This is a genomic window from Streptococcus jiangnanensis (genome assembly GCF_040888325.1).
Lineage (GTDB): Bacteria > Bacillota > Bacilli > Lactobacillales > Streptococcaceae > Streptococcus > Streptococcus jiangnanensis.
In genome coordinates this window covers 321,840-344,232 of record NZ_JBFNFF010000003.1, presented here as the reverse complement: position 1 = coordinate 344,232, position 22,393 = coordinate 321,840, and the positions used below count along the sequence as shown (strand labels likewise).

The following is a 22,393-nucleotide window of genomic DNA, read 5'->3' as shown; positions in this document are numbered from 1 at the left end:
GGTGCAATCTTTTTCTCTATTCGAAATGGCTGTGAAATATGGTATAATAAAAGAATGGCAAACAAGAATACTACAAAAACAAGACGGAGACCGTCTAAAGCAGAACTTGAAAGAAAACAGGCTATCCAGAGGATGTTGATTTCCTTAGGAATTGCCTTATTGTTGATTATTGCAGCCCTCAAACTCGGTGCAGCAGGCGTCACTCTTTACAATCTCATTCGACTGGTGGTTGGAAGTTTGGCCTATGTGGCCATAGGTGCCCTACTCATTTATCTTTTTCTATTTAAATGGATCCGCAAGCAAGAGGGACTTCTGTCAGGATTTCTCTGTATCTTCGCTGGATTGCTCTTGATTTTTGAGGCCTACTTGGTATGGAAATTTGGCTTGGAGCAGTCAGTTCTAAAAGGGACCCTGTCTCAAGTTATGACGGACCTGACTGGTATGCGGGTGACTAGCTTCGCTGGTGGAGGCTTGCTTGGTGTTGGACTCTATATCCCCATATCCTTTCTTTTCTCAAATATCGGATCGTACTTTATTGGAGTCCTCTTGATTCTAGTTGGGGCACTCTTGGTTAGTCCTTGGTCTATTTATGATGTTGCAGCCTTTATTGGAGCTCAGTTCAGATCCTTCATGGAAAAACAGGAACAGAGAAAACAGGAACGCTTCATCAAGAAAGAAGAAGAGAAGGCTCGTCAAGAAGCTGAAGAAGCAGCCAGAATTCAGAGAGAACAAGAAGAACAGGATGCATTACCGCTTCCTCCTGTAGATCCTGAAACGGGAGAAATCTTATCAGAGGTACCAGACTACGATTTCCCCCCAATTCCTGAGGAAGAGTGGATCGAACCGGAGATTATCCTCCCTCAAACTGATTTTGACGTTCCAGATGTGGAAGAAGATTTTGAGGATGAAGAGGTGCAGGTTGATTTTTCTGCTAAGGAAGCCCTTGAATACAAGCTACCAAGCTTGCAACTCTTTGCGCCAGATAAACCCAAAGATCAGTCCAAGGAAAAGAAGATTGTTCGAGAAAATATCAAAATCCTAGAAGAAACCTTTGCCAGCTTTGGTATCAAGGTGACGGTAGAACGGGCTGAAATTGGACCATCAGTTACCAAGTATGAAGTCAAGCCAGCAGTTGGAGTACGGGTTAACCGTATTTCCAATCTGGCAGACGACTTAGCGCTGGCTCTGGCGGCCAAGGATGTTCGGATTGAGGCTCCGATCCCTGGTAAATCCTTAGTCGGAATTGAAGTACCCAACTCTGAGATTGCGACCGTTTCCTTCCGTGAACTCTGGGAACAGTCTCAAACTAAACCAGAAAATCTCCTCGAAATTCCTCTAGGTAAGGCTGTCAATGGAACTGCTCGCACCTTTGACCTTTCCAAGATGCCCCACCTACTCGTTGCAGGTTCGACGGGATCAGGGAAGTCAGTCGCAGTTAACGGTATTATCGCTAGCATTCTTATGAAAGCAAGACCAGATCAGGTCAAGTTTATGATGGTGGATCCAAAGATGGTTGAGTTATCCGTTTACAATGACATTCCTCACCTCTTGATTCCAGTTGTGACCAATCCACGCAAGGCCAGCAAGGCTCTGCAAAAGGTTGTGGATGAGATGGAAAATCGTTACGAACTCTTCGCTAAGGTTGGTGTGCGAAATATCGCTGGCTACAATGCCAAGGTTGAGGAATTTAATAGCCAATCTGAGTACAAACAAGTACCACTTCCTTTGATTGTTGTCATTGTGGATGAGTTGGCAGACCTCATGATGGTGGCCAGCAAGGAAGTGGAGGATGCCATCATCCGTCTCGGACAGAAGGCGCGTGCTGCAGGGATTCACATGATTCTCGCAACGCAACGTCCATCGGTTGATGTTATCTCTGGTCTTATCAAAGCCAATGTCCCATCTCGTGTGGCTTTTGCAGTTTCATCAGGTACAGATTCACGAACCATCTTGGATGAGAATGGAGCAGAAAAACTGCTTGGTCGAGGAGACATGCTCTTTAAACCAATCGATGAAAATCATCCAGTCCGTCTGCAAGGTTCCTTTATCTCGGATGATGATGTTGAACGCATCGTAAACTTTATCAAGGATCAGGCGGATGCGGACTATGATGAAAGCTTTGACCCAGGAGATGTCCCTGAAAATGAAGGAGATCTCTCTGACGGAGAAGCTGGCGGCGATCCGCTTTTTGAAGAAGCCAAGGCTTTGGTTATCGAGACGCAGAAAGCTAGTGCTTCTATGATTCAGCGTCGTTTGTCGGTTGGATTCAACCGTGCGACTCGCCTGATGGAAGAACTCGAAATAGCAGGTGTTATCGGTCCAGCTGAAGGAACCAAACCACGAAAAGTATTACAACAATAAAAAAATAGCTTCTTTCCAAATTTGGAAAGAAGCTATTTTGGTGATTACTGGTTCGTTTTAGTTTCAGAACTCGTCGTATTTGACTGTGTTCCATTATCGCTTGTTTCTTTATTTGTAGCAGGTGTAGAAGAGTCCTGAGTTGTTGTTTTCTGCTCTTCTTTTTTCTCCTCTTTTTTATTGGATTGAGAAGTTTCTTCTTGCGGAGTATTTTCTTTAGTAGGAGTGTTGTCCTTGTTAGGTGTAGTATTTTCCTGAGGGGATTCCTTTTGAATTTCCTTGACAACAGTTGTTTGGGTTGTCGTCGGTTCTTTTTTGTTGTTTTTGTTATTGTCCATGGCGTTCATGATGGTGATAGTAGCAGTGATGAGACCAAGGATACTACCGATGGTAGCAATCGTTTTTTGAAAGACAGTAAATCCCTTTTTGATGTGTTCTGTTTTTGATTTATTAGAAGTTCTACGATAGTTAGACATGATACTCTCCTTTGATTATGATTTATTATACCTCATTTCTTTAAAAAAATCTTAAAAAAAGAGAAACCTCCCTTTCTTGTCGCAGGTCTCTTTTCGTGATACAATAGAAGGAGTGATTTTAGAAAGCGTGAGAAAACATGATCTACTTTGATAATTCGGCAACAACTAAGCCTTATCCCGAAGCACTAGAGACCTATACTCAGGTCGCTTCGAAAATTGTAGGAAATCCTTCTAGCCTCCATCGTTTGGGCGACCAGGCAACACGAATTTTAGATGCTTCCCGGCAGCAAATTGCAGATTTGATTGGGAAGAAGAGTGATGAAATCTTCTTTACCTCTGGTGGAACAGAAGGAGATAACTGGGTCATCAAGGGTGTGGCCTTTGAAAAAGCCCAGTTTGGCAAGCACATTATTGTGTCAGCTATTGAACATCCAGCAGTCAAGGAATCAGCCCTTTGGCTGAAAAGTCAAGGCTTTGAGATAGATTTTGCTCCAGTTGATGAGAAAGGATTTGTGGATGTTGAAGCATTAGCAGATTTGATACGTCCTGATACGACTCTCGTCTCCATCATGGCAGTTAACAACGAAATTGGCTCTATCCAGCCTATTGAAGCTATTTCAAAACTGTTAGCAGATAAGCCAACCATTTCCTTCCATGTTGATGCGGTTCAGGCACTCGCTAAGATTCCGACTGAAAAATACTTGACGGATCGAGTGGATTTCGCAACCTTTTCGAGTCATAAGTTTCATGGTGTCAGAGGTGTCGGATTTGTCTATATCAAGTCTGGCAAAAGGATCATGCCTCTTTTAACAGGTGGTGGTCAGGAGCGAGACTATCGTTCGACAACTGAGAATGTGGCAGGGATTGCAGCGACAGCCAAAGCTCTCCGTTTGTCTATGGAAAAATTAGCTACCTTTGCTAGCAAGACAGGGCAGATGAAGGCAGTCATTTGCCAAGCCCTTCTGGATTATCCAGATATTTTTGTCTTTTCAGATGAGGAAGACTTTGCCCCTCATATCCTGACTTTTGGGATTAAAGGTGTTCGTGGTGAAGTCATTGTTCACGCTTTTGAAGACTATGACATTTTCATTTCCACAACCTCTGCTTGTTCGTCCAAGGCAGGAAAACCTGCGGGGACCTTGATTGCAATGGGAGTGGAAAAGGATAAGGCCCAGTCAGCTGTGCGTCTAAGCCTAGACCTGGAAAATGATATGAGTCAAGTCGAGCAGTTCTTGACCAATCTAAAATTAATTTACAATCAAACTAGAAAAGTAAGATAGGAGCATTTATGCAGTATTCAGAAATTATGATTCGTTACGGAGAATTGTCAACCAAGCACAAAAATCGTATGCGTTTCATCAATAAACTTCGTAATAATATTTCAGACGTTTTGTCTATCTATCCTCAAGTTAAGGTAACCGCAGATCGCGACCGTGCCCACGCTTACCTGAATGGAGCAGATTGCACAGCAGTTGCAGAATCGCTCAAACAAGTTTTTGGGATCCAAAACTTTTCTCCTGTGTATAAGGTTGAAAAGTCAGTGGACGTTCTGAAGTCTGCTGTCCAAGAGATTATGAAGGAAATCTACAAGGAAGGCATGACCTTTAAAATCACTAGTAAGCGTAGCGACCACAACTTTGAACTCGACAGTCGTGAACTGAATCAAACTCTTGGTGGTGCTGTTTTCGAGGCTATTCCAAACGTGCAAGCTCAGATGAAGAATCCAGATATTAATCTTCAGGTTGAGATTCGTGAAGAGGCTGCCTATCTTTCCTATGAAACTTTTCGTGGAGCAGGAGGATTACCTGTGGGAAGTTCTGGTAAAGGTATGCTCATGTTGTCAGGAGGGATTGACTCACCCGTGGCAGGTTATCTAGCTCTTAAACGTGGTGTAGATATTGAGGCGGTTCACTTTGCTAGCCCACCTTACACCAGTCCAGGTGCCCTCAAGAAAGCCCACGATTTGACTCGGAAATTGACCAAGTTTGGGGGCAATATCCAGTTTATCGAGGTGCCTTTCACTGAGATTCAAGAGGAAATCAAGGCTAAAGCGCCAGAAGCCTACCTCATGACCTTGACGCGTCGTTTTATGATGCGGATTACCGACCGTATTCGGGAGATACGAAATGGTTTAATTATCATCAATGGGGAAAGTCTTGGTCAAGTAGCCAGCCAGACCTTGGAAAGCATGCAGACTATCAACGCTGTGACCAACACTCCCATCATCCGCCCTGTGGTTACGATGGACAAGTTGGAAATCATTGACATCGCGCAGGAAATCGATACCTTTGAAATTTCAATCCAGCCTTTTGAAGACTGCTGTACTATTTTTGCACCTGACCGTCCTAAGACCAATCCTAAGATAGAGAATGCAGAGCAGTATGAAAAACGCATGGATGTTGAAGGCTTGGTTGAGCGAGCAGTGGCTGGGATTATGATTACTGAAATCACTCCCCAGGTTGAAAAAGATGCTGTCGATGAGTTAATTGATAATCTCCTCTAATCAGAAAATCCAGAAGAATTTAGAATATTAAATGAAAAAAGTTAGTTATTTATCCTTAAAATGGACAATTACTGACTTTTTTTCTATTTTTATGTTATAATAAGATAAAATTTTGAATATAGAGAGTTTTCTGACAATGAATCATTCCTACTTTTACTTAAAAATGAAAGAACACAAACTTAAAGTTCCTTATACTGGAAAAGAGCGTCGTGTGCGTGTGCTTCTGCCAAAGGACTACGAGAAGGACACAGACCGTTTTTATCCTGTAGTTTACTTTCATGATGGGCAAAATGTCTTTTACAGCAAGGAGTCTTATATCGGACACTCTTGGAAGATTATTCCAGCCATTAAGCGGAATCCTGATATCAGTCGCATGATTGTTGTTGCTATTGACAATGATGGCATGGGACGGATGAATGAGTATGCGGCTTGGAAATTTCAAGAATCTCCTATCCCAGGCCAGCAGTTTGGTGGTAAGGGTGTGGAGTATGCCGAGTTTGTCATGGAGGTGGTCAAGCCTTTTATCGATGAAACCTACCGAACCAAAGCTGATCGCCAGCACACGGCTATGATTGGTTCGTCACTAGGAGGCAATATTACCCAGTTTATCGGACTAGAGTACCAAGACCGAATTGGTTGTCTAGGTGTCTTCTCATCTGCTAACTGGCTTCACCAAGAAGCCTTTAACCGCTATATCGAGCGGAAGAAATTGTCGCCTGAACAGCGCATTTTTATCTATGTTGGAACGGAAGAAGCAGATGATACGGACAAGACCCTAATGGCTGGCAATATCAAGCAAGCCTATATCGACTCATCGCTTCGTTATTACCGTGATTTGATTGCAGGTGGAGTAGGCTTGGATAATCTGGTCTTGAAAGTTCAGTCTGGTGCTATCCATAGTGAAATACCTTGGTCGGAAAATTTACCAGACTGTCTCCGATTTTTTGCAGAGAAATGGTAAGTTAAGAAAGGAGAAAGCCAATGCATATTGAAAACCTTAGCCACTGGAGTGGCCACCTCAACCGTGAAATGTATCTCAACCGTTATGGACATGCTGGGATTCCAGTTGTTGTTTTTGCTTCATCTGGTGGTAGTCACAACGAATACTATGATTTTGGCATGATTGATGCCTGTGCTTCCTTTATCGAAGAAGGTCGTGTCCAATTCTTTACTCTCTCCAGTGTTGATATTGAGAGCTGGTTGGCTACTTGGAAAAATAGTCATGATCAAGCGGAGATGCATCGAGCTTACGAACGCTATGTGATTGAGGAGGCGATTCCTTTTATCAAGCACAAGACAGGTTGGTTTGACGGAATGATGACGACAGGTTGCTCGATGGGGGCTTACCATGCACTCAATTTCTTTCTCCAGCATCCAGATGTCTTTACCAAGGTGATTGCCCTCAGCGGTGTTTACGACGCACGTTTCTTTGTTGGAGATTACTACAATGACGATGCCATTTACCAAAACTCGCCAGTCGATTATATTTGGAATCAGAATGACGGCTGGTTTATCGATCGTTACCGTCAGGCGGAGATTGTCGTCTGTACGGGTCTCGGTGCTTGGGAACAAGATGGTCTGCCATCCTTCTACAAGCTCAAAGAAGCCTTTGACCAGAAACAAATTCCAGCCTGGTTTGCTGAATGGGGGCACGATGTTGCCCACGACTGGGAATGGTGGCGTAAACAAATGCCCTATTTTCTTGGACACCTGTATCTATAAAAGGAGTTGCCTATGAATTACCTTGTTATTTCTCCCTACTATCCGCAAAACTTCCAACAGTTTACAATCGAGCTAGCCAATAAAGGCATTACAGTCTTGGGGATTGGTCAAGAACCTTACGAACAACTAGATGAACCTTTGCGCAATAGCCTGACCGAGTATTTCCGTGTGGACAATCTTGAGAACATAGACGAAGTCAAACGTGCAGTTGCCTTTCTTTTCTACAAGCATGGCCCAATCAACCGCATTGAGTCCCACAATGAATACTGGCTTGAGCTAGACGCAACACTCAGAGAACAATTCAATGTCTTTGGTGCCAAACCTGAAGATCTTAAAAAAACCAAGTTTAAGTCTGAGATGAAGAAACTCTTCCAGAAGGCAGGCGTACCTGTTGTACCAGGCGCTGTTATCCAGACAGAAGCAGATGTAGACCAAGCAGTCGAGGCGATTGGCCTACCAATGATTGCCAAACCTGATAATGGAGTGGGAGCGGCAGCAACATTTAAGCTTGAGACAGAAGACGATATCAATCACTTCAAGCAAGCATGGGACCATTCAACCGCTTATTTCTTTGAGAAATTTGTCACTTCCAGCGAAATCTGTACCTTTGACGGACTGGTGGACAAGGATGGTCATATTGTCTTTTCAACAACCTTTGACTATGCCTATACACCACTTGATTTGATGATTTATAAGATGGACAATTCCTACTATGTACTCAAGGATATGGATCCCAAACTGCGCAAGTATGGTGAGGCCATTGTCAAGGAATTTGGAATGAGAGAACGCTTTTTCCATATCGAGTTTTTCCGTGACGGGGACGACTACATTGCCATTGAGTACAATAACCGTCCTGCAGGTGGCTTTACCATTGATGTTTATAACTTTGCTCACTCTTTGGACCTCTATCGTGGCTATGCAGCTATTGTCGCAGGAGAAGAGTTCCCAGCATCAGAGTTTGAACCTCAATACTGTCTAGCTACATCACGTCGTGCCAATGCAAATTATGTCTATTCAGAAGAAGACTTGCTTGCTAAGTACAGCCAGCAATTCAAGGTCAAAAAAATCATGCCAGCAGCTTTTGCAGAGCTACAAGGGGACTACCTTTATATGCTGACCACTCCGAGTCGCCAAGAGATGGAGCAGATGATTGTAGATTTTGGTCAACGTCAAGAATAACGATTAGGATGAAAGGAGTTTGACTTCTTTTGTCCTTTTCTTAAAGATAAGTTAAATAAAGCGTTTTCCATAGATTCTTTTAGAAAAGATATTGCTAAAAGGCCTAAAAATTGATAGAATAAGGATTGTCTAAAAAAATTTAAGGAGAATCTATCAAATGGATTTTACATGGGCTATTAAATATGCCACAGAATTCTTGGGAACTGCTATTTTGATCATTCTTGGTAATGGTGCAGTTGCTAACGTTGAACTTAAAGGTACGAAAGGTCACCAAAGTGGCTGGCTCGTTATCGCGGTTGGTTATGGTATGGGGGTTATGATCCCAGCCTTGATGTTTGGTAATGTATCTGGTAACCACATCAACCCAGCTTTCACTCTTGGACTTGCTGTTAGTGGACTTTTCTCTTGGGAACAAGTACCATATTACATCCTAGCACAAGTTTTGGGAGCAATCTTCGGTCAAGCTTTGGTTGTAGCGACTCACCGTCCTTACTACTTGAAGACAGAAAACCCAAACAATATCTTGGGTACCTTCTCAACGATTTCAAGCATCGACCACGGTACAAAAGAATCACGTTTTGCAGCTACTGTTAACGGTTTCCTCAATGAGTTTGTAGGTTCATTTGTTCTTTTCTTTGCAGCGCTTGGTTTGACTAAAAACTTCTTTGGTGCAGAGGTTCTTCAATACATGAAACAAATGGCTACTCAAGCTGGACAAACTGTTGATTTAAGTGAATTGGCAGTGAAAGCCCAAGTAGCTCCACATACAGCTGCTGGGATCTCAGTTGCGCACTTGGCACTTGGTTTCCTAGTAATGGCCTTGGTAACTTCACTCGGTGGACCTACTGGTCCTGGTTTGAACCCAGCTCGTGACTTTGGACCACGTCTTCTTCACGAACTCCTTCCAAAATCAGTTCTTGGTCAACACAAGGGTGATTCAAAATGGTGGTATGCATGGGTTCCAGTTGTAGCTCCAATTGCAGCGGGTATTGCGGCAGTAGCACTATTTAAACTACTTTACCTATAAGAAATGAAACTGGGGAATCCCAGTTTTTTTCTTGTAAAATTTCTAAATAAAATAGATATGGCTTGTAAAATATTCGAAAATCCTTTAAAATAAAAGAGTTGGAGGAATTTATGAATGTGAATGAAATTGTTCGGATCGTTCCGACTTTGAAAGTTAATAATCGAAAATTAAATGAAAGATTTTACATTGAAACCCTGGGGATGAAACCTTTGCTGGAAGAGTCTGCCTTTCTTTCCTTAGGTGATCAGACAGCTACGGAGAGATTGATTTTAGAAGAGGCTCCAAGCATGCGAACACGTAGAGTTGAAGGGCTTAAGAAACTAGCTAGACTCTTGATAAAGGTTGAAAATCCCTCCGAAATTGAGGGCCTTCTTTCTCAGATGAAGCCTCTTCCTCGTCTATTTAAAGGAAACCGAGGGTATGCTTTTGAGATTGTTTCTCCTGAAGAGGATGTGATCCTTGTTCATGCGGAAAATGATGTAAGAGATCTGGTTCCACTGGAAACTGTTCCTGAATTTTATTCAAATACAAGTATAAAATACGTGAGCCAATTTGAGGTTTCTATGGAGTTGCGTTTGCCTGAAGGGACAGAGAGTTTACTTGATCCCGAAGGAGTAGCGCAAGTAATCACTTTTACTAAAGGGCAAGGACCAGATTTGGCTGTTGAAAACAATGTCACTTGGGACCTGACGATGTTAAAATTTTTAGTCAAGAATTTTGATCTAACCAGTCTTCGTCAAAAATTTGAAAAGACAGGCTACTTTGTCCCTAAGTCTGAAAAATTCTTCCTTGGTAAGGATACCAATAACATCGAATTGTGGTTTGAAGAAGCATGAAGTGGACAAAAATTCTAAGAAAAATAGAAGATCAAATCGAGGCAGGGGTCTATCCCGGGGCCTCTTTTGCGTATTTTAAGGACGGAGAATGGAGAGAATCCTATCTAGGCTTGAGTGATCCTGAGAAAGGTTTGAAAACAGAGTCAGGGCTAGTCTATGACTTAGCCAGTGTTAGTAAGGTTGTAGGAGTAGGGACAATCTTAACCTTCTTGTGGCAACAGGGGAAACTAGACATTGATCGACCAGTAACGGATTTTTTACCGGAGTGTGATTATCCTGATATCACTATACGGCTGCTCCTGACCCATGCCACAGACTTGGACCCCTTTATTCCAAATCGGGACCTCTTGACTGCCCCTGAATTAAAAGAAGCCATGTTTCACCTCAATAGACGAAGTCAGCCTGCTTTCTTATACTCGGACGTTCACTTTTTACTCTTAGGATTTCTTTTGGAAAAAATCTTTGACCAAGACTTGGATCAGATTATAGAAGAACAAGTTTTGGAACCATGGGGAATGAAAGAGACCAAGTTTGGTCCCGTTGAGCAAGCTGTACCAACAGTGAAAGGAGTGGAGGCCGGAAATATTCATGATCCCAAAGCCCGTCTATTAGGGAAACACGCAGGAAGTGCTGGTTTGTTTTCGACTGTTAAGGATTTGCAAATCTTTCTGGAACATTACTTGAAAGATGATTTTGCTGCAGAATTGAGCCGAAATTTTTCTCCCTTAGAGGATAAAGAGCGTTCGCTAGCTTGGAATCTGGAAGGAGACTGGCTGGACCATACGGGCTATACAGGTACCTTCATCATGTGGAATCGAAAGAAACAGGAAGCCGCCATCTTTTTATCCAATCGAACGTATGAGAAGGATGAGCGTGCCCAGTGGATAGTCGATCGAAACCAAGTCATGGAAATGATTCGTCAAAGGGAGTAGGGAGAAGCATGTCAAAAAACGTAAAAGGAACTCTGTATACAGTAGTGGCAGGGATTGCTTGGGGCTTGTCTGGAACCAGTGGCCAATACCTGATGGCACACGGGATTTCCGCTCTAGTCTTGACCAATCTGCGGCTTATCATTGCAGGCTTGGCACTGGTAGCCTTATCGTATATGACTTCAAAGGATAAACTCTATGCTTTTTTAAAAGACAGAAAAAGTCTACTATCTCTTTTGCTATTTGCCCTGTTTGGACTTTTCTTAAACCAGTTTGCCTATCTTTCTGCCATTCAGGAAACCAATGCTGGAACTGCGACAGTTCTCCAGTATGTATGCCCCGTTGGGATTTTGGTTTATACCTGTATGAAAGATAAGGTAGCTCCGACACTGGCTGAGATTATTTCGATTGGTTTAGCAATTGGAGGAACTTTTCTGATCGCGACGCATGGGGAACTTGACCAGTTGTCTGTCACACCTGCTGGACTTTTCTGGGGCCTCTTTTCTGCCCTAACCTATGCCCTCTATATCATCCTTCCCATCGTTTTGATTAAGAAGTGGGGCAGTATTTCGGTGATTGGTGTCGGGATGGTTATTTCTGGTGTAGTGGCTCTTCCCTTTACAGGAGTCTTACGGGCCAGCATACCGACTAGCTTAGATTTTCTCTTTGCATTTGCTGGGATTATCATCATCGGAACGGTCTTTGCCTATACAGCTTTCCTAAAGGGAGCTAGTCTGATAGGCCCTGTTAAGTCTAGTTTATTGGCTTCCATAGAGCCAATTTCTGCCGTTTTCTTTGCCTTTCTGATTATGAAGGAACAGTTTTATTTGATTGATTTTGTCGGTATGGCCATGATTTTACTAGCCGTGACCATTATTTCATTGAAAGATTTACTGCTGGAAATAAAGAGTAAGTAATTAAAAAATCCACTCAATCGAGTGGATTTTGTGTGTATAGATGATTAGTCTTTATTTTCGTGTGGCAAAATCAAGTTTAAGATGATTCCTGTCATGGCTGATAGAGCAGTACCTGAAAGTGTAACTGGTCCAAGTTTGAGGATGGCTCCACCAAGTCCAAGTACCAACATGGCACTTGCGATGATGAGGTTACGCATTTGACTGAAGTCAACGCGCTCTTTAATCAAAACTTTTAGACCGTTGCTGGCGATAACTCCGTAGAGAAGGATGGACATGCCACCAAGCACAGCATTTGGAATGGTTGAAATCAAGGCAGTGAATTTACCTAGGAAGCTAAGAGCAATGGCGATGAAGGCCGCGTTACGGATAACAGAGACAGAAGCGATACGAGTCATCCCGATAACTCCTGTATTTTCTCCGTAAGTCGTATTAGCTGGTCCACCGAGGAAAGCAGATACTGATGTCGCGATACCGTCACCGAGAAGGGTACGGTGAAGTCCTGGTTCTTTTAGGAATTGACGGCCACAGATTTGACTCAAAACTGTGTGATCTCCGATGTGTTCTGAAATTGTTACGATTGCGATTGGCAAGATGGCGATTGTTTCAGGACCGAAGTACAAGTTGTACTCTTTAAAGGCTCCACCTGTACTAAATGGCAAGTAGAAACCAGGAATTTCAAACCAGTTGGCTTGAAGGACTGGGGTAAAGTCAACCAAACCAAGCATCATAGCGAAGATATACCCACCGATGATGGCAAAGAGGAAAGGAATGATACGGAGGAAACCTTTTCCTTTTGTGTTGATAAAGGCTGCAATCAAGAATGTAACAACGGCTACAAGAGCATTTTTCCAGTTTCCGTCTGCCACAAGTCCAGCATTCGTTACAGCAGAACCAGCAAGACCAAGACCGATAACGATGATCATAGGTCCGATAATGATTGGTGGCAAGAGTTTATCAATCCATTTCGTACCTGCAAAACGAACACTTGCTGCTACAAGGACATAGACAAAACCAGTCAGGATAACTCCAGTTTGAGCAGCAGAGACATCGCCTCCCATTTCTTTCATGGCTAGAGACATAGCTGTGATAAAGGCGAATGAAGAACCTAGATAAACTGGAACCTTAAAGCCAGTAGAAATCATGTAGATAAGTGTTCCAATACCGGATGCGAAGAGAGCAACCGATACGGGCATTCCCAAAATTAAGGGAACGAGAATGGTTGCACCAAACATGGCAAATACGTGCTGGAAGCTTAGAAGAATACCTTTACCAGCAGAAGGACGTTGATCAACGTCTAGTAACAAGTCAACAGTTGATTCCTGTTTCATAAAAACCTCACTTTTGGGCACCAAAAAAGAGCCCATTATTTTGCAGCAATAGGCCCTCAGAGTAAGACTTTTTAAAAAATAGCTATCTTTTAAAAATTTATATAAATCTGCGCCTTCGTCACCTCACAGGATGACATTAAAAACCTTTGCTTGTGATAGTATAGCAGAAAAAAATGATTTTGTAAATCATTTTTTCCCGAGCCCGGAAATGCGAGAGCGAGGTTTGATTTTGTAAATCATTTTTTCCCGAGCCAAGAAATGTAAGAGCGAGGCGAACTTTGTATACATTTTTTTACTAAAAAATTTAAAGAGGGCGTTTATTGGGCATGCCAGCTTTTCTTGGATATTTATTTGGAGTCTCTTTTTTCTTTTCGACCACAGTGATATAACGCGGATCTCCATTTGGTAGGGCGTAGCTGAGATTATCCTCAACCTTGCTAAAGAGGAGATTGAGGGCGTTCTTGGCTTCTAGCAATTCCTCGGGCGCATTGCTGGCCTTGAGTGCCAATAGTTTTCCACCGACTTTAAGATAGGGAATGGTCAGTTCAGACAAGATCTGCATACGGGCAACCGCACGAGCTGTCACCATATCAAACTGGGCACGGAAGTTCTTGTCTTGGGCAAAGTCTTCTGCCCGCCCATGGTAGAAGTGAACACCATCCAAATCCAACTCCTGAGCCAAAAGCTGAAGGAAGTTGATGCGCTTATTTAGCGAATCAATGATGGTCACATCTAAATGAGGATAGAGGATTTTCATAGGAAGACTAGGAAATCCTGCTCCAGCTCCGATATCAAGAAGTTTGATAGTTTCATTAGGAATCAAACCTTGAAGGATGGGTGCAATCGAATCATAAAAATGTTTAAGATAGACTTCTTCTTTGTCTGTAATAGCGGTCAGGTTAATCTTTTCATTCCACTCGACCAAGAGTTCAAAATACCGTTCAAATTGTTCTTTTTGCTGGTCTGAAAGTGAAAGGTTTTGCTCCGCTAGCAAGTCGTAAAATGTTTCTGGTTTCATAGTCGTTTCCTTCTCTAGTATCACCTTATTTTACCATATTCATTAAAATTTTGATATACTGGTAGTAATCTAAAAGCAGAAAGGAATAAGATTATGACTTGGATTATTCTTGGAGTTTTGGCTCTGATTGTTATTTTTGTGATTGTTAGCTATAACGGTTTGGTTAAAAATCGTATGCAGACCAAGGAGGCTTGGAGCCAGATCGATGTTCAGTTGAAGCGTCGTAATGATCTGCTCCCAAACTTGATTGAAACAGTCAAAGGCTATGCAAAATATGAAGGTTCTACCTTGGAAAAAGTGACAGAACTTCGTAGACAAGTAGCCGCAGCAACCTCGCCAGCTGAAGCGATGAAGGCCAGTGATGCCCTTACCCGCCAGATTTCCGGTATCTTTGCAGTTGCAGAGAATTACCCAGATTTGAAAGCTAGCGCTAACTTTATCAAATTACAAGAAGAGTTGACCAATACAGAAAATAAAATTTCCTACTCACGCCAACTCTACAACAGTGTTGTCAGCAACTACAATGTAAAACTAGAAAGCTTCCCAAGCAATGTCATCGCAGGTCTATTTGGCTTTAAAGCTGCGGACTTCCTTCAAACACCTGAAGAGGAAAAGGCAGTTCCTAAAGTTGACTTTAGCGGTTTAGGTGACTAAGATGTTGTTTGATCAAATTGCGAGCAATAAACGAAAAACCTGGATTTTGTTGCTGGTTTTCTTCCTACTCTTGGCCTTGGTTGGTTATGCCGTTGGCTATCTCTTCATGCGATCAGGTCTTGGGGGGATGATCATAGCCCTAATCATTGGTCTTGTCTATGCCTTAACCATGATCTTTCAATCAACAGAGATTGTCATGTCTATGAATGGGGCGCGTGAGGTTGATGAACAAACGGCACCAGACCTCTACCATGTAGTGGAAGATATGGCCATGGTTGCTCAGATCCCTATGCCACGTGTTTTCATCATTGAGGATTCTTCTTTAAATGCCTTTGCAACAGGTTCGAATCCGCAGAATGCAGCAGTAGCGGCTACTTCGGGTCTCCTAGCCATCATGAATCGTGAGGAGCTAGAAGCGGTCATGGGTCATGAAGTCAGTCATATCCGAAACTACGATATCCGCATTTCGACCATTGCTGTTGCTCTTGCTAGTGCTATTACCCTGCTATCTAGTATGGCTGGTCGGATGATGTGGTGGGGTGGCGCAGGTCGAAGACGGAGCGATAATGATCGTGATGGAAATGGTTTGGAGATTATCATGCTTGTTATCTCTCTCCTAGCCATTGTTCTGGCACCTCTCGCAGCAACCTTGGTACAACTAGCCATTTCCCGTCAGAGGGAATTTCTGGCGGATGCGTCCAGTGTGGAGCTGACTCGCAATCCTCAAGGGATGATCAATGCCTTGCGCAAGTTGGACAATAGCGAGCCGATGCATCACCATGTCGATGATGCCAGCAGCGCTCTGTATATCAATGATCCTAAGAAAGGTGGCGGACTTCAAAAACTCTTTTATACCCACCCACCTATCTCAGAACGAATCGAACGCTTGAAACACATGTAAAAAAAATCCAGAGAGATTTCTCTGGATTTTTGCTATATTCAACATTTATAAATCTTGTAAATCAACAACTTCCAAACCATTTTCTGTCAAACGATAGATACTCGTACAGACCTCCTTTAAGAAGCGTCTGTCATGCGAAACAGTGATTAGACCGCCTGGATAGGAGGCAAAGAGTTTTCTGATTTTGGGTTGAGAAGTGGGAGAAAAATTACGTGTAGGCTCATCCAGAAGGAGAAAGTTTGGTTTGCGCAACACTAAATCCAAAAGTAGGAGTTTACCTTGTTGCCCGCCAGATAGGGAGCGGATTTGGTGGTGCATCTCTGGATAGCTGAAATTGAGACTGGCTAGGTGAGATTGGATTTTCTGTAGTTCCTCTTTTTGTCCAGTGTGGCTGAGGTAGGCTACTGGAGATAGATCCAATTGTAGTTTTTTATGGTAATCTTGTGGCATAAAACTAAGTGAAATCTCTCTTTTGGCGCTGAGCAGTTGTTGCAACTTGGCTAACAGAGTTGATTTCCCAACACCATTTGGCCCGATGATACCGATTTTATCTTGGCCACGGACTGTTAGTCGTAACTCCTGAGCTAAAATGCGCTTGCCAATGAATAAATTTTCTTTTTCCAGTTGGATTAAGACTTTAGAAGCCGGTAATGGTTGGATGTCTGAAAAGAAAAGTTGGATTTGTTCCTCTTCAAGTGGCTTTTGGGTCATGGACTGAGCTTCCTTTTCAAAGCGTTTTTCTTGAGAGAGAACAGTTTTCATCTTTTTAGCCAATAGGCGACCGGCAGTACTGTCTTTGGTTGCTCGAAGTGCAGTTTCTACATTTTGCTTAACGCGGCGATGTTTTTCCATGGTTTTGTCATAGGCTCTCTGGTCGTTAGCAGCTTGCTGACTTTGTCTGGCAAAATTAGCCTTTCTCTGCTCACTATAGCGATCATAGTCTAAATGCTCGACTAGCGTTTCCGCTTCTTTCCGATGTTTGACCAGTCGCAAGTGGACAATAGTATCAGCCGTTTGAGAAAGAAAGTCTTCATCATGGGAAATGAAAATAACAGTTTGCCGAATCTTTCGAATCTGACTTTTTAGCCAATCAACCGTCTCAAGGTCTAGGTCATTTGAAGGTTCATCCAAAAATAGAATCTCAAAGGGTTTGGCTAACTCGTGGATGAGCTGAATTTTCAAAGATTCGCCCCCCGAGAGGCTGCCAATTTCTTGGTCGCTAGCAAAACGGTCGCTATCAAAGTGCAACTCCTCCGCCAAACGATAAAGGATACTGTAGTCTAAATCAGCAGAATCTAAAAAGAAGTAGTCATGTAGAGTCCTATTTTTCAGGATTTCAGGGATTTTTTGAGGAATGTATGCCAGTGATTGAAGGTCAGACTGGATGTCACCCTTGATAGTAAAATCAGGTAATGCTTCCCCCATTAAAGCTCGTAGTAAAGTCGATTTGCCATTTCCTTCTTCACCAATAATAGCAACCTTTTCCCCGTCTTGGATAGTCGTGGTTAGGTCAGATACAAGATCTCGCAGATCTTTGTTTTGCGTGATAGTTAGATGATTGATTTTTATCATATTGTTGCCCTTTCTAGAATGTCGATAGTGCATAACAAAAAGCTCTACTTTATCTAGTAGAGCCCAAAGTCACTGTCAAAACTCTATTATCCTCGTTGAAAAACTCGTCAAACTAGCTTGGAGCTGCCTAACCCAACCCAAGAGGAGCATAGCTTTCTAGTTTTTTGATTTTCAATGAGGACAAGATACTAGAAAATCTAGTATAAAAAGAGCACACAAAAAGAGACAAAAACAAGATCTACTAAATAAAGTTCTTTATTTGATAGATTAGTTGTTCATGTCTCCCATACCTCCGAGTATTAGTACCTCTATCCTATACCTTTCAGGAAATTTTGTCAATAGAAAACAAGTAATTTCAAGCTCTAAAAACCAAAAACAGGTCCATAGAGAGTTAGCACGTGTTTGACATATTCGTAGTGGAACTTGTCATAGTTGCGCCAAGCATCACGAGCTTGATCGTTTAGTTTTAGGCTGCCAAGTCCAATCAGAAGACTGGTACGTTGGTAAAATTTCTCAAGGTCGATTAAGATACTGTTGTCCAGCTTTTCTGCTTTTTTTAATTCCTTAAGAGTGGTGTTCAGCAGCTCTTGCAGTCGAAGATCATCGGCTGTACCTTGTTTGCAACTTTGGTAGCTTTTATTTAACTCGGAAAGGAGTTGGTAAGCTTCAGTGATGAGTGCTTTGTCTTCCATATGAGCATCCTCCTTGCTCTGATCTATTCTTGCCTATAGTATAGCACTAATAGGAAGGTTTGTCATAGTAAATATGTTAAAAAATGAGATTTTAATATCAAAGTTTGGAAAGCTGACTTATAGCCTTTTCATGGTATAATCAAGTGAGTACATCTTTATGGAGGAAATATGAAGTTAAACATTCAAGAAATTCGTAAGCAACCTGAAGGCCTGCATTTTGAACAAGCTTTAGACCTGGCAGCAGACTTGCGTAACCGTAATCAAGAAATTTTAGATGTCAAAGATATCCTTGCAGTGGGGAAGGTACAGTACGAAGACCGTCTGTATTTCTTAGACTATCAGTTGTCATATACCATTGTCCTTGCTTCCAGCCGCAGTATGGAGCCAGTTGAGTTAGCTGAGTCTTATCCAGTCACAGAGGTCTTCATGGAAGGAGCGACCAACCAACTGGACCAGGAGGTTCTTGATGATGACTTGGTCTTGCCTATCGAAAATGGGGAAATCGACCTTGCTGAGAGTGTAGCAGATAATATTCTGCTCAATATCCCAATCAAGGTCTTGACGGCAGAAGAAGAGGCGGGCCAAGGTTTTGTGTCAGGAAATGACTGGCAAATCATGACTGAAGATGAATACCAAGCCCAACAAGCAGTCAAGAAAGAAGAAAACAGTCCATTTGCTGGCTTGCAAGGACTGTTTGATGGAGACGAGTAGATGGTTTTATCCAAGAAACGTGCCCGTCATGTCATAGAGGAAATTATTGCCCTCTTTCCAGATGCTAAGCCTAGTCTTGATTTTTGCAATCATTTTGAACTCTTGGTTGCGGTGATGTTGTCAGCTCAGACGACAGATGCAGCGGTAAATAAGGCCACGCCAGGTCTCTTTGCTGCTTTTCCAACACCACAAGCCATGTCTGTCGCGACTGAAAGTGAAATTGCTTCACACATTTCTCGTCTGGGACTGTATCGAAATAAGGCTAAATTCCTTAAAAAATGTGCTCAACAATTACTAGATGATTTTGACGGGCAAGTACCTCAGACTCGAGAGGAATTAGAAAGCCTAGCAGGTGTTGGTCGCAAGACCGCCAACGTGGTCATGAGTGTGGGATTTGGCATTCCGGCCTTTGCGGTGGACACCCATGTTGAGCGTATCTGCAAGCATCATGATATTGTCAAGAAATCGGCTACACCCCTCGAAGTAGAAAAACGTGTCATGGACATTCTGCCACCAGAAGAGTGGTTAGCAGCCCACCAGGCCATGATTTACTTTGGACGAGCTATCTGCCATCCCAAAAATCCAGAATGTGACCACTATCCCCAACTGTATGATTTTAGTAATGTTTAAGGGGACTCTGAAAAAGTTTTTGCTTGATTTTAAGGGTGCTTTGTGCTATAGTAAATGGTAACTAAATAGTCCTTTAAACCTGTCCCGTGAGGCAGGCAAGGAGCGCGATAAAGTAGAAGGGTGAAGTCTATACTGTTTATAGTAGGGCTCGCTTGGCTATACATTTCAAGTCTCCTTGTGGAAGGAGACTTTTCTTTTTGGAGGTTTGTCATGAAGACAAAAGAAGTTGTAGACGAATTGACTGTCAAACGAGCGATTACGCGAATTACTTATGAGATTATCGAGCGCAATAAGGATTTGAATAAAATTATCCTAGCTGGGATAAAAACGCGTGGTGTTTTCATCGCTCATCGTATCAAAGAACGCTTGGAGCAGTTGGAAAACATCACTGTTCCTGTTGTGGAATTGGACACCAAACCTTTCCGTGATGATGTTAAAAGCGGAGAAGATACTTCTTTGATTTCTGTTGATGTGACAGACCGTGAAGTTATCTTGGTGGATGATGTACTCTATACAGGCCGTACCATCCGCGCCGCTATTGATAACATTGTCGGCCATGGTCGTCCTGCGCGCGTGAGTCTTGCGGTGCTAGTTGACCGTGGACATAGAGAATTGCCTATCCGACCAGATTACGTTGGGAAAAATATCCCAACCAGTCGTTCTGAAGAAATCATCGTAGAGATGACAGAACTTGATGGCCAAGACAGAGTTCTGATTACTGAAGAAGCTTAGAAAGCTGAAGGAGTAGCCATGTCAGAAAATCAACAAGCATTGAACCATGTGGTTTCCATGGAAGACCTTACAGTTGATCAAGTGATGAAATTGATCAAACGAGGGATTGAGTTTAAAAACGGAGCCCAACTCCCCTACGAGAACAAACCTATCGTATCGAATCTCTTCTTTGAAGATTCTACACGGACACATAAGTCCTTTGAAGTGGCAGAGATTAAGCTGGGGCTGGAACGACTGGACTTTGATGTGAAGACTAGTTCGGTCAATAAGGGTGAGACATTGTATGATACCATCTTGACTCTATCTGCTCTAGGAGTGGATGTCTGTGTGATTCGCCACCCAGAGGTCGACTATTACAGAGAGTTGATTGCGAGTCCATCAATTACGACTTCCATCATCAATGGTGGAGATGGTTCGGGACAACATCCTAGTCAGAGCTTGCTTGATTTGATGACTATTTATGAGGAATTTGGCCACTTTGAGGGTCTCAAGGTTGCTATTGCAGGTGACTTGGACCACTCACGCGTTGCCAAATCTAACATGCAGATTTTGAAACGCTTGGGAGCTGAACTGTTCTTTGCAGGGCCTGAGGAATGGAGAAGTCAAGAGTTTGCGGACTATGGAAAGTTTGTAACTATTGATGAGATTGTTGATCAGGTGGATGTTTTGATGTTACTCCGAGTTCAACATGAACGCCATGATAGTGGAGCCGTTTTTTCAAAAGAGGACTACCATGCTCAACACGGTTTGAACCAAGAACGCTATAATCGCTTAAAAGAAGAAGCCATTATTATGCATCCTGCTCCAGTGAATCGAGATGTGGAAATTGCTGACCACTTGGTTGAAGCGCCAAAATCACGCATTGTCCAACAAATGACCAACGGTGTCTTTGTTCGAATGGCAATCTTAGAATCCGTATTGGCGAGTAGAAACGCCAACTAAAACACAAGACGTTAAAAGACGCCAGTGAGCGTCCACGAGAGGTGAAAATATGACAAAAAGACTTCTAGTATTAGAAGATGGCACAGTTTTTGAAGGCAAGGCCTTCGGAGCAGATATTGATGTAACAGGTGAAATCGTCTTTAATACAGGGATGACCGGCTACCAAGAATCCATTACAGACCAGTCTTATAATGGACAAATCTTGACCTTTACTTATCCTTTGGTGGGAAATTATGGAATTAACCGTGATGATTATGAATCCATCATTCCAACTTGTAAGGGAGTCGTTGTTTTTGAAGAGGCACGTAGAGCTAGCAACTGGCGCAACCAAATGACGCTAGATGAATTTTTGAAAGCCAAGAAAATTCCTGGTATTTCAGGGATTGATACGCGTGCCCTTACCAAGATTATCCGTAAGCATGGTACGATGCGTGCAACCTTGACTCACGTCGGGGACAGTATGGACCATGTGACGGACCAGCTCCAAGCAACAGTCTTGCCGACAGACAATATCAAACAGGTTTCCACTAAAACTTCCTATCCAGCTCCAGGAGTTGGTTTGAGTGTGGTCTTAGTAGACTTTGGTCTCAAGCACTCAATCTTACGTGAACTTTCTAAGCGTAACTGTAACGTGACCGTCGTTCCGTATTCAACAACGGCAGAAGAAATTCTCCACCTTAATCCTGACGGAGTTATGTTGTCAAATGGACCAGGTAACCCAGAAGACGTTCCAGAAGCACTGGACATGATTCGTGGTGTGCAAGGAAAAATTCCAATCTTCGGAATTTGTATGGGACACCAACTCTTTGCCATGGCAAACGGGGCTAAGACTTATAAGATGAAATTTGGACACCGTGGATTTAACCATGCGGTACGTGAAATTGCAACAGGACGTGTAGACTTTACTAGCCAAAACCATGGTTATGCAGTCAGCCGTGAGGACTTGCCAGAGCATTTGATCATCACCCACGAAGAAATCAATGACAAATCAGTTGAAGGAGTTCGCCACAGATACCAACCAGGTTTTTCTGTACAATTCCACCCAGACGCAGCTCCCGGTCCACACGACGCTAGCTACCTCTTTGACGAATTTATCGAGATGATGGAAGCTTTTAAACAAGCAAACTAAGAACGAGTAAAAGCTCGTCGGAGAATTTATGTAACTGAACACGGACGGAAAGCTCGGAATTTAGAGAAACCAACTTGGATTGTCAATCCTTCCTTGGTTTCCTAAAATTCAATCGCTTTCTATTCGTCCTTTGTATC

22 protein-coding genes are annotated in these 22,393 nt (G+C 42.8%); 17 read left to right on the top strand and 5 right to left on the bottom strand.

Translation table 11 applies throughout. The features are described 5' to 3' along the window. Positions 1-54: 54 nt before the first annotated feature. A complete protein-coding gene (locus tag AB2B49_RS06205; protein ID WP_076984456.1) occupies positions 55-2,361 on the top strand; it encodes a DNA translocase FtsK in 2,307 nt (768 codons plus the stop codon). Positions 2,362-2,405: 44 nt separating this feature from the next. On the opposite strand, the gene AB2B49_RS06200 is transcribed toward AB2B49_RS06205, so the two are convergent. Continuing rightward, positions 2,406-2,834 (bottom strand): DUF6556 family protein, encoded by a 429-nt coding sequence (locus AB2B49_RS06200; protein ID WP_049506057.1) that lies wholly within the window; start codon positions 2,832-2,834, stop codon positions 2,406-2,408. 137 nt (positions 2,835-2,971) lie between these two features. Between AB2B49_RS06200 and AB2B49_RS06195 the strand changes: the two genes are divergently transcribed. The 9 genes from AB2B49_RS06195 to AB2B49_RS06155 all read left to right on the top strand — a co-directional run bounded on the left by AB2B49_RS06195 (position 2,972) and on the right by AB2B49_RS06155 (position 11,947). Then, on the top strand, positions 2,972-4,114 hold the full coding sequence (locus tag AB2B49_RS06195) for a cysteine desulfurase family protein (RefSeq protein WP_049506055.1): 1,143 nt from the start codon (positions 2,972-2,974) through the stop codon (positions 4,112-4,114). Between the two features lie 8 nt (positions 4,115-4,122). Beyond that, positions 4,123-5,337 (top strand): tRNA uracil 4-sulfurtransferase ThiI, encoded by a 1,215-nt coding sequence (thiI, locus tag AB2B49_RS06190; protein ID WP_049506052.1) that lies wholly within the window; start codon positions 4,123-4,125, stop codon positions 5,335-5,337. 136 nt (positions 5,338-5,473) lie between these two features. Continuing rightward, positions 5,474-6,298: an alpha/beta hydrolase gene (locus AB2B49_RS06185; RefSeq protein WP_001016816.1), complete on the top strand. Its 825-nt coding sequence runs from the start codon at positions 5,474-5,476 to the stop codon at positions 6,296-6,298. A 20-nt stretch (positions 6,299-6,318) separates the two neighbouring features. Beyond that, complete coding sequence (locus AB2B49_RS06180; RefSeq protein ID WP_049506049.1) at positions 6,319-7,059, top strand: esterase family protein; 741 nt, start codon at positions 6,319-6,321, stop codon at positions 7,057-7,059. A gap of 12 nt (positions 7,060-7,071) precedes the next feature. Continuing rightward, a complete protein-coding gene (locus AB2B49_RS06175; protein WP_049506048.1) occupies positions 7,072-8,238 on the top strand; it encodes an ATP-grasp domain-containing protein in 1,167 nt (388 codons plus the stop codon). A 157-nt stretch (positions 8,239-8,395) separates the two neighbouring features. Beyond that, complete coding sequence (gene gla / locus AB2B49_RS06170) at positions 8,396-9,265, top strand: aquaglyceroporin Gla (RefSeq protein WP_000348117.1); 870 nt, start codon at positions 8,396-8,398, stop codon at positions 9,263-9,265. A gap of 110 nt (positions 9,266-9,375) precedes the next feature. Then, a complete protein-coding gene (locus AB2B49_RS06165; protein WP_049506046.1) occupies positions 9,376-10,101 on the top strand; it encodes a CppA N-terminal domain-containing protein in 726 nt (241 codons plus the stop codon). Next, positions 10,098-11,033 carry a serine hydrolase domain-containing protein gene (locus AB2B49_RS06160; protein WP_071850825.1) on the top strand — a complete coding sequence of 312 codons (936 nt, stop codon included), beginning with the start codon at positions 10,098-10,100 and terminating at the stop codon, positions 11,031-11,033. The genes AB2B49_RS06165 and AB2B49_RS06160 overlap by 4 nt, the downstream gene beginning before the upstream one ends. 8 nt (positions 11,034-11,041) lie before the next feature. After that, positions 11,042-11,947: a DMT family transporter gene (locus AB2B49_RS06155; protein WP_071850827.1), complete on the top strand. Its 906-nt coding sequence runs from the start codon at positions 11,042-11,044 to the stop codon at positions 11,945-11,947. 44 nt (positions 11,948-11,991) lie between these two features. Here AB2B49_RS06155 and AB2B49_RS06150 read toward each other — a convergent pair whose 3' ends face one another. Continuing rightward, positions 11,992-13,275 carry a uracil-xanthine permease family protein gene (locus tag AB2B49_RS06150; RefSeq protein WP_049506041.1) on the bottom strand — a complete coding sequence of 428 codons (1,284 nt, stop codon included), beginning with the start codon at positions 13,273-13,275 and terminating at the stop codon, positions 11,992-11,994. A 304-nt stretch (positions 13,276-13,579) separates the two neighbouring features. Next, positions 13,580-14,293, bottom strand: a complete 714-nt coding sequence (rsmG, locus tag AB2B49_RS06145) for a 16S rRNA (guanine(527)-N(7))-methyltransferase RsmG (protein WP_049506039.1) — start codon at positions 14,291-14,293, stop codon at positions 13,580-13,582. Positions 14,294-14,386: 93 nt separating this feature from the next. On the opposite strand from rsmG, the gene AB2B49_RS06140 reads away from it, so the two are divergent. Together AB2B49_RS06140 and htpX are read left to right on the top strand one after the other, a co-directional pair. After that, positions 14,387-14,947, top strand: a complete 561-nt coding sequence (locus AB2B49_RS06140; RefSeq protein WP_000219840.1) for a LemA family protein — start codon at positions 14,387-14,389, stop codon at positions 14,945-14,947. 1 nt (position 14,948) lies between these two features. After that, positions 14,949-15,848: a zinc metalloprotease HtpX gene (gene htpX / locus AB2B49_RS06135; RefSeq protein ID WP_049506037.1), complete on the top strand. Its 900-nt coding sequence runs from the start codon at positions 14,949-14,951 to the stop codon at positions 15,846-15,848. A 45-nt stretch (positions 15,849-15,893) separates the two neighbouring features. Here htpX and AB2B49_RS06130 read toward each other — a convergent pair whose 3' ends face one another. Continuing rightward, complete coding sequence (locus tag AB2B49_RS06130) at positions 15,894-17,453, bottom strand: ATP-binding cassette domain-containing protein (protein WP_049506035.1); 1,560 nt, start codon at positions 17,451-17,453, stop codon at positions 15,894-15,896. A gap of 329 nt (positions 17,454-17,782) precedes the next feature. Continuing rightward, the gene (locus tag AB2B49_RS06125; RefSeq protein WP_049506034.1) at positions 17,783-18,112 is read right to left on the bottom strand and encodes a hypothetical protein; all 330 of its coding nucleotides are present in this window, start codon (positions 18,110-18,112) and stop codon (positions 17,783-17,785) included. 168 nt (positions 18,113-18,280) lie between these two features. On the opposite strand from AB2B49_RS06125, the gene AB2B49_RS06120 reads away from it, so the two are divergent. The 5 genes from AB2B49_RS06120 (at position 18,281) to AB2B49_RS06100 (ending at position 22,256) form a co-directional block, all read left to right on the top strand. Continuing rightward, complete coding sequence (locus AB2B49_RS06120) at positions 18,281-18,823, top strand: YceD family protein (RefSeq protein ID WP_049506032.1); 543 nt, start codon at positions 18,281-18,283, stop codon at positions 18,821-18,823. After that, positions 18,824-19,453, top strand: a complete 630-nt coding sequence (gene nth, locus AB2B49_RS06115) for an endonuclease III (RefSeq protein WP_049506030.1) — start codon at positions 18,824-18,826, stop codon at positions 19,451-19,453. Between the two features lie 210 nt (positions 19,454-19,663). Beyond that, positions 19,664-20,185, top strand: coding sequence for a bifunctional pyr operon transcriptional regulator/uracil phosphoribosyltransferase PyrR (pyrR, locus tag AB2B49_RS06110; RefSeq protein ID WP_000850018.1), 522 nt, complete (start codon positions 19,664-19,666; stop codon positions 20,183-20,185). 18 nt (positions 20,186-20,203) lie between these two features. Then, entirely contained in the window at positions 20,204-21,127 is a 924-nt protein-coding gene (locus AB2B49_RS06105; protein ID WP_049506027.1) for an aspartate carbamoyltransferase catalytic subunit, read from the top strand. A 49-nt stretch (positions 21,128-21,176) separates the two neighbouring features. After that, complete coding sequence (locus tag AB2B49_RS06100) at positions 21,177-22,256, top strand: carbamoyl phosphate synthase small subunit (RefSeq protein WP_000166847.1); 1,080 nt, start codon at positions 21,177-21,179, stop codon at positions 22,254-22,256. Positions 22,257-22,393: the final 137 nt, after the last annotated feature.